7 protein-coding genes are annotated in these 7,839 nt (G+C 47.7%); 3 read left to right on the forward strand and 4 right to left on the reverse strand.

The features are described from left to right. From J07HQW2_RS01300 to J07HQW2_RS01310, 3 genes are all read right to left on the reverse strand, one after another. Window positions 1–665: hypothetical protein (locus J07HQW2_RS01300; RefSeq protein ID WP_021053385.1), on the reverse strand; the 665-nt coding region annotated here is incomplete at its 3' end. 463 nt (window positions 666–1,128) lie between these two features. After that, window positions 1,129–1,314 (reverse strand): hypothetical protein, encoded by a 186-nt coding sequence (locus tag J07HQW2_RS01305; RefSeq protein WP_021053386.1) that lies wholly within the window; start codon window positions 1,312–1,314, stop codon window positions 1,129–1,131. 738 nt (window positions 1,315–2,052) lie between these two features. Further along, window positions 2,053–2,523, reverse strand: coding sequence for an SHOCT domain-containing protein (locus J07HQW2_RS01310; protein ID WP_021053387.1), 471 nt, complete (start codon window positions 2,521–2,523; stop codon window positions 2,053–2,055). Between the two features lie 218 nt (window positions 2,524–2,741). On the opposite strand from J07HQW2_RS01310, the gene J07HQW2_RS01315 reads away from it, so the two are divergent. Both J07HQW2_RS01315 and J07HQW2_RS17015 read left to right on the forward strand, forming a co-directional pair. Then, a complete protein-coding gene (locus J07HQW2_RS01315; RefSeq protein ID WP_021053388.1) occupies window positions 2,742–2,930 on the forward strand; it encodes a DUF5808 domain-containing protein in 189 nt (62 codons plus the stop codon). A 980-nt stretch (window positions 2,931–3,910) separates the two neighbouring features. Further along, window positions 3,911–4,096, forward strand: a complete 186-nt coding sequence (locus J07HQW2_RS17015; RefSeq protein WP_021053389.1) for a hypothetical protein — start codon at window positions 3,911–3,913, stop codon at window positions 4,094–4,096. A 702-nt stretch (window positions 4,097–4,798) separates the two neighbouring features. Here J07HQW2_RS17015 and J07HQW2_RS17020 read toward each other — a convergent pair. Continuing rightward, window positions 4,799–6,403, reverse strand: a complete 1,605-nt coding sequence (locus J07HQW2_RS17020; protein ID WP_021053390.1) for a pentapeptide repeat-containing protein — start codon at window positions 6,401–6,403, stop codon at window positions 4,799–4,801. A 779-nt stretch (window positions 6,404–7,182) separates the two neighbouring features. Between J07HQW2_RS17020 and J07HQW2_RS17025 the strand changes: the two genes are divergently transcribed. Continuing rightward, the gene (locus J07HQW2_RS17025) at window positions 7,183–7,329 is read left to right on the forward strand and encodes a hypothetical protein (protein ID WP_303703865.1); all 147 of its coding nucleotides are present in this window, start codon (window positions 7,183–7,185) and stop codon (window positions 7,327–7,329) included. The last annotated feature ends 510 nt before the right edge of the window (window positions 7,330–7,839 follow it).

Below are 7,839 nucleotides of genomic sequence, written 5' to 3' on the forward strand. Positions count from 1 at the left end.
GTGGTTGTGGGTAACCCTACATTCCACTCCATAATACGGTGATCATACTCGTCATGGGGGCTTTCAATCAGGATGCCGATGTAGTGTACACAGTGCTCCACTCTGTAATCAACACTATTTCTTACTGATATCATAACTTCATAATCGTAATCATCGTTACTTTCTGGTTTTTGCCCTGACACGCTCATCGATGGAGGGGTTTGCGGTTCGAGTGCATCAGGCAATTTTTCTATGTCATCCTCTCCACTTTTTCCAATCTCGTCGAGTGCATCGTCCAGGGAGAATACCTCTGTATCATCCTTTTCACTCTCTTCGACGATTTCACGTAATTGATCATAAATTTCATCAGGAACATCTCCGCGCGATTGGAGATACGACAATAGTTTCTCAGCTTCATCTGCTGACATAGTTGCCAGCTCTGATCGGTCTAATTCAGGTGTATCATCCGGGATTGTACCAGTCCCCTGCCCATGGGTATAAATTAACCCAGCAGCACGAAGTGGATTGATGATCCCCCAAGGAAGCTTATCACCATCTGTATACTCCAGTTGTTTGATAAAATCCTCTGCTTCAGGAGTTGTTTGATATGTTATATTTCCAGTATCAGGTGGATTCGCATGAATATAATTTCCTTTATCATTTTTATATGTCTTGAAATACGGCATATATACTGGCTTTCATCCAATCATAAAAAACCAAGAGGGAATGTCACGAAATCTAATCATGTGAACCGCTCAGTGAAGACTGGCGAACTACGAAAGGGCTAATCGGCTTTTTTGGATCTCAGAGATAGTCCGATTTTTGCACAATGCCGCTGAATTACCGTGTCTCTCTGGTGACTCAACGGTGCAATATCTGCCATTGTGTGTAAACACGGGTGCCCCCGGTAACTGTGCCGGGAATGCGGTTATCATCTGCGAGAATTGTGCAAGTTTCTGATGCTCCGTTGCACAATTCTAGAGATGTGATTTTGTCTGTGTGTTTCCCCCTACACGGGGACTTGCGTCAAGAACACCACTCTAACGGGTTATTGCAACAGTCTCAGGATTCGTGTCTTATGTAACAACTCGTCTTGTGAGAAAGGCAGATGTTAATGTCTCACATACGTCTGCAACCTAGAAGATATGTTCAAAGCTTTCCTTTGAGGAGTTTATTACCCACTGCATCGTTTTCTGTAATCGTCCCATCTTGCGTTCGATCCGATGAGTTGTTTGAATCACGGTTTGGCGGGTCGTATCTGTCAGGGGTGTATTTAATCTCTATACACTCTCCCCAGTATTTTCTGACATATCTGAATCTGACCTCTTCGCCCACTACCGACTTATCGATTTGACCTAGGTTGATATGTTGACTCGGTGTAAATTGAATAATCGCATTACCGCCTGAAACCCTATCGACAGTCCCGAAGTATACTTTACCCTTTTCGAGTTCGCTACGCTTGTTGAAGTCATCTATCGGTTCTGGGGACTCGTGTTCTGCTAGATTCGTCGATATCTCGGTATCTTGTGTGATACTATGATATTTACCCCGGGGTACAAGTATTCTTCTGCGGTCTAAACACTCAACTACAGAGACTACTCAGTGTGTTTTGTGCTTTATTCGAGTCTTATACTCAATTGTTGTTGAGATGTTATCCACTAGAATTTCGTATTCGTGCCTTGTGTAACAAATCGTCTTCTGAGAAGAGCAGATGTTACATAAGATGCCGATCCCGCCTCCTCCTCCAGAGAAAACACTAGACTCCAGAGGGGCTTGCATTAACAATTAATTTCATTTGACGTTCGGATGACTGTCTTCGGGAGTCGGGGATTTCGCGCCTGTTCGACCAGTTGCCCCGGCTCACAGACAAGACACCCCTGCTCCCGGCGTGATCACGTGCCCTCTGTTCCAGTGCGAATCCCGATACCCCTACTCGAGAGGGGCTTGGATTATTTACTCACAGCGTGTCATGGAGAATTTGGTACACTCTGCCTATCGAAGTATCCTCAAGAGTCGCGTGCAAGATACAGGGGGTCGATGCTGTATGACTGCTATCCCCTGTGGAGAGTTAGTTCAGTAGCTTTCCTCTTCGGTTAGACCAGATGATGAGTCAGTATCCAAATGCGATGTGCTCCCATTATATTTCAACAGTGACATCGACCGATCAATCTGAGAGATATCCTTGGTTTCGAGCAGCCGCTCCAGGTGGCGTTCAAACTCCGTGTGAGAAATCTCTCCCGTCGCATACCGTTTGTGGAGGGTTTCAGTCGGTGTCGAACTGCTGTGCTCTTCAGAATCACCTGGATCTGCGTTGGCGGCCTCGGATTGCCGGTTGAGTGTGTAAATGAGGTATGCTGAGATTGACACAGCAATAATGCCAAGAGACAACCAAAGAAGTCCATTTATCGGAATAATGCGTGGGTCGGGTATCTGAGTATATTGTGGGGTACGGAGAAACTTGTAGATCAACCCCACACCGAGAATTGCACTGATTGACGCAGCAACAGCCTGCAGCCGGAGACTCTTGGAGAGTAAATCGGACATTAGTTGTCATTCAATACAACCAATTTGAAAATTTTTCCGAGCATCGCCTAAACGTGTACAGTTCAGTGGTGTGACGTGTTAACCACAACTTAATCGATCAATATAGAAGTAGTTCTCAGTAGCCCAGCCATTAGATTACTCTGTTAGAGACGGTCGATTCATATCATATTCAGAAGCCCAGAATTACTTTTTTAATCTGCTCACAGGGTAAGGGAAATATGGAACAGAATGAACCCCTGCAAGGTCGATTCCTCGGACTCCCATACGACTTGAGAAAGCCGACGTTCTCAAAGGTGAAGGCAAGATTCTGGAATCCAGAAGATGAGCGACTACTCACTCCGATGGTCTTTGGATGGGGATACGCGTTGAATCTCTCTCGACTGGCACACGTTCTCCGGCTCAGTTAACGAGCAGTCTCATCGAATCGAATTGCCGATCTTGAGAGTAATCGAGACCAAGATCAAGACGAGCTGCAGGAAACCATAGCCGATCAGCAGGAGATCATCAATCAACAGCAGGAAACCATCGAGCAGCTCGAAGAAGAGAGACAGAGAGCAGGAAAGGAGAGGACAAGGGCAGAGACGAAACAGAAGCTACACCGTCTTGAGGAATCCGTCGAAGCCGTTTCTTCCGATGCAAGTCCCAACCCAACCCTACCGACGGTGAAACCATCCATCAAACTGAATTAACGCCAATCGAGCAGTTATCCCGTGCAGAGAATCTCGATGAAGTAACTGATTCGCCGAGTGTTCGCAGAGCAGTCTCATTATTCAAAAATGTCATTGATTGGGATTCTCGTGCTCCGAAAAGCATTGTCGTCAAATCATCAGATCGTCCACTGGAATTGCTCTCAGCTGATCGGGATGAGTCGCTTTGCTGGAAACAATACTATCCAGCTGCAGAGGCATTCGAATCGTTATCAGAGGGCGCCTTCATATTCGTGAATACTGATCGTCATGGAAAATGATCGTCCTCCATGAACACTCTCAGGCGTATTAGCGGATGATCGAAGGAACTTGCCAATATCGACAACGGAGGCGACGGGATAGCCGTCAGAAGACAGTCCTCAGTCGAAGCATAGTCTCAGCAATCAAACATGTTAACATCCTTCCTTACTAGGTAGACTGGAGCGGTCCAGACGTTTTACTATACTACGACACTGAAAGAAAGAGAAAGAGAAAGAGATACGAGTGGGCGTTCTGGCGACGGTGTCATTGAAAACGTGGATTACCGTGAGTGCTGTAGAATTCCCACTCAGTACCCAAGGAGTCAGTCTGGATTTCGGACAGGACAGGACAGGACAGCACTACCCTCATAATCGATGTGAGTTCCTGACTGAGAGAGTCTCAACGGACGTTTTTAATCGACGAGTCCAACTCGACAATTGATGTCCTTCGCCGACATAGACATTCAGTCACTCGGACAGAATCCGATTGTCCACGGTCTCCTGTGGTTTGTGGTCATCTCCTGTGGGTATCTGTTCACCGACAGAGCCCTCATTTCAGCCCTCTCAACGGCGACTGTGGGTGCAGTCTTCTACGGCGGGTTAGTACACTTCTGGAATCCGTACTGAGGCTGTCAATTGTGGAGAAAATCCGAGCTGAGTATGTGATTAACCTCGACTCATATCCAGACAGGAATCTCTCAGCATAGATCTACGAGATGACGCTTGTGAGTAGCCTAACACTGGGTTAGTAAGCAGTATCACACCAACGAGTAGAACGAATAGAGATGTGATAATTTTTACCACCTTCTGATAATTCATTCCCATAAAGTTACCTTCTGGGTCGAATAATATCTTAATGTCCCTTGTCCCGTACTGAGCGGAGCTTGGGAGTAAAGAACGGTATGCGAACCGTTGTATAACACCCTCGGATCCGTAGCTATCACTATTGACAATAAGAAGTGTCCGGTGAGGAAATACTTAGCAAACACCGGACCGACCCCTTGTGCCGATTGTGTTAGGACCGAGTAAGACTCCACGGACCGCTTATATGATACTACCGGGGCGTCCTGAGAAGCCCGAGTTTTGCGAGGCGCGGTGTGTCCAAGTCACATATCCAGCGTCGTCGACGAACACCGGGCGTCGAGGTCGATCGCGCCTTACGAATCGGTGAGAGTCGCATGTCTGCATAATCAACAGACAGCGTCCCGGGATTCAGTATAAATAAATAAACACCACTTGTACATGGACTGTGCATATTGGAGGTCGGGAAAATCGCCGCGACGATTCATGCTCGATACGAGCCCAGCTCTAGTATCAATCATCAGTCTATCACACCCGCTCGCGAGTCCCGAGGACGTAGCCGAGGAAGACAATAGCGGCAGTGCCAGCGAACGTCTCAATTCCCGCAACGATACGCACTCCGACATCGGTCAGTTCGGGTTCTGCAGGTCGGGAGGTAGTGAAGGTCACGATACTGTACATGAGACTATCACCGGGTGTCATCCCGCCAACCATCCAGTAGACGAAGGTAGAGATAACAAAGAGCGCTATCATTACCCCGAGTATCCACCGGAGTTGAATCCCATATCCGGTGAAGAACTGCGAGAGCAACGACCCAAACCACGCGGCAGTGCCTCGTAACCCATCCTCAGCTAATGCTTCCCGTCGTCGCGCCTTACGTTCTCGAACACGGGCGGTGCGAGCCTGTCCAGTCAGTCCGTTCGTGCTGTATGCCGTCCGAAGTTCGTGATTTGCGCGGGCGATTTGATCGTACTGCTCTTCTCCCATCTCATCGGTCTTGTCCTCTATTTGCTCTCTTGGATCACCGATGGTAGTCTGGCGAGAAAGCGTGACCCTTGAGAAGTCGGTCTCAGAGAGATTGGCGTCTGTGAGGTTCGCACGTCTAAGATCCGTGTCTGTGAGGTCAGCCTCCGAGAGGTCGGCGTTCGAGAGAGTGGCGTTGGTGAGGTCGGCGTCAGAGAGGTCGGCACCAGGGAAATTGATCTTCTCAGCAAACTTAGTTCCGTTAAAATCTACGCTACCATTGAAATCGGAATCACTGAAATTAGCCACACAGTCGAAATTTGCAGGACCGCGGTCATCGTCTGGATCATCCTTACCAAAGCTCACGTCATCGCCGAAACGAACTTCAGAAAAACACGCTTTTTTGTTGAAGCATACACCGGCGAACCTGGCTTCCTGCTCAAATACCGTGTGCTTGAATTTTGCTTTCTTGAATTTCGTCCCCCGAGAGTACATCAACCCGGAGACGGTGGCACCGGGCAGTTTAAAATTACTTTTGAATATTGCCCCCGTGAGATTCAAACCTTGGAACTCCGATCGTTTCCCAAATCGGGCAGTGCACTCAAGCCGCGAGCGTGCCAGAAGGAATTTGTCGCAGAATCGTGTGTCATCTGCCTTGATAGTTCCAGAAAATTTACATCCGTACCAGTCCAATGTTTCCCCGAAATAAGCACCCTCCATTCGAACTCGGTTTATTTTACTACCTTGCATCTTCAAGCGGTTCTCTACTCGCGTTTCTCTTAGATATAGATCCTTTTCGATAGTACAGAAGCGGAGATCTACTGATTGGTTACCCTCTGGGTCAAGGATGCGTTTGCTAAGATCAAGCTTGGTAAGATGCGCATCGACAAATTCTTTAGATCCTTCCTCACCTGAGTGTATCCGCTGATAAAAATGTTCAGAGACATTTTCGTCGGTAACCCCGAGCTTATCTCGTTTTTTAGACGAGATATGAAACAAGCAGTTCTCAGGATATTCACCCTCTGGCATGCTACCTGCTTCTACTTCTGGATGTGAGGAGTCTGCTCTCGGGTGTGAACATGACCATGACCATTCATCATTGGGTTCGTAGTCGGCTTCAGGAACAGTTTTTTGCCAATCTTCGAAATTGAACGTATGGCAGCACTCCATTTTAATTTAAACTTTTGATGATATCAAATAGATATTTCCAAGTGATTCACTTATCGGAACAGCTCAAGGACAGAGCTAGTCGACTCCGACGGTGAGCCCTCGCCGTCCCGTGGTTCGACAGTGAAAAATTTCCACCATCGTTTGACGCTCACGCTCGCATTCGGGGGCGCGCTACAACTTCCTATTTCAATCCGTATGTGTATTTTTCTCTCTGTTGCAACGGTGGATGGGAGTGTGACAAGAAGACGTATTATCGTTTATACTCTCTGACCAGCTCCCGTATATTCTCCTCATCGGACCGACTGTCTGACATATACCACGATGATGAGTTCCCAATAACTAAGAGTGCGCGACTGGGATTCAGTTCACTTCACGATTGTCTATAAACCGCAAGGATACATACTGCCGTCAGAGACATTATATTCAGAGAGCTCTATAAGATTACGAACACCGTTGCTATCTGCAACGTACTCGGGCTCCCGATCGTCGCTGGATCCGTGGGTTTCACTACTGAGAATCTGAAGTTCGTCCGGGAAGCACATATATTCCTTCTGGCAGGGTGGCGTCAGTGAGGTCCGCACTACGCTACGAAGGTCGGCGAAAACGGGGACACTGGTGAGTCTGTTGTGACGTGCGAGGAGTGCCAGGTCGAAGCCTTAGAAGGTCGGACACAGCACGCGAGCCACTTCGACGGCTGTTCACACGAATAATGCCTTCAGAGGTCCGGTCTATTTTTTTCACTCGGATTGTTCATCATATGTAGCTGGGGTCTCATGACAATGTATGGAAGATTCCTGATTATCGCTGGGTTGATTTTTCCTATCTTCATACTTGTCGAGCCATTGGGTCATGCATTCTTCGTTGTGGGTATCCTCATGCTCGCGACTGCTGGGATTTTGGACCTCCGTGCTCTCCTTGCTGAATAAACTGTGACACTGTTCCGGCTCACTTGCACGGAATCCCCTAGAAGGGTGTTCTCGATGCAACTGCACCGGATCCTCATCCTGATTCTGATCCTGCAGACGTCGACTCCCGACAATCAATGATGGTGCAATTGAGTCTGAAAGTGCCTCTGCAATGGCATTTGCATCGGGAGCGGGGGGTATCGGGATTGTGATCAGCGTCTTATGTAACATCTGCCTCCCTCAGAAAACGATTTGTTACATAAGGCGAATAGAGAGACTAGCCCCTGACTCCCGGGAGTGACGGTGACGATCTCGAGAAGACTGATGTTAAAAATAATATATTGTATATTGATATCCAATTAATGAGATTCAATTGAAAGTGCCTCTGCAATGGCATTTGCATCGTGATCGTGATCCGGGACATCGCGGAGACGTCGACTCCCCCGACTCCCGGGAATGTTTATACAGTGTTGTATAAACTCAATCGGGGATGCAATTGTCTCTGGAGTAGGGGGAACGTGATCGTGATCG

This window comes from Haloquadratum walsbyi J07HQW2 (assembly GCF_000415985.1).
In the GTDB taxonomy this organism is placed as follows: Archaea; Halobacteriota; Halobacteria; order Halobacteriales; family Haloferacaceae; genus Haloquadratum; species Haloquadratum walsbyi_B.

Excerpts from the sequence above, each read along its gene's own strand:
- J07HQW2_RS17015 (WP_021053389.1), top strand. The coding sequence starts at position 3,911 with ATGTCCTTCGCCGACATAGACATTCAGTCACTCGGACAGAATCCGATT.
- J07HQW2_RS17025 (WP_303703865.1), top strand. The coding sequence starts at position 7,183 with ATGTATGGAAGATTCCTGATTATCGCTGGGTTGATTTTTCCTATCTTC.
- J07HQW2_RS01310 (WP_021053387.1), bottom strand. The coding sequence starts at position 2,523 with ATGTCCGATTTACTCTCCAAGAGTCTCCGGCTGCAGGCTGTTGCTGCG.
- J07HQW2_RS01315 (WP_021053388.1), top strand. The coding sequence starts at position 2,742 with ATGGAACAGAATGAACCCCTGCAAGGTCGATTCCTCGGACTCCCATAC.
- J07HQW2_RS17020 (WP_021053390.1), bottom strand. The coding sequence starts at position 6,403 with ATGGAGTGCTGCCATACGTTCAATTTCGAAGATTGGCAAAAAACTGTT.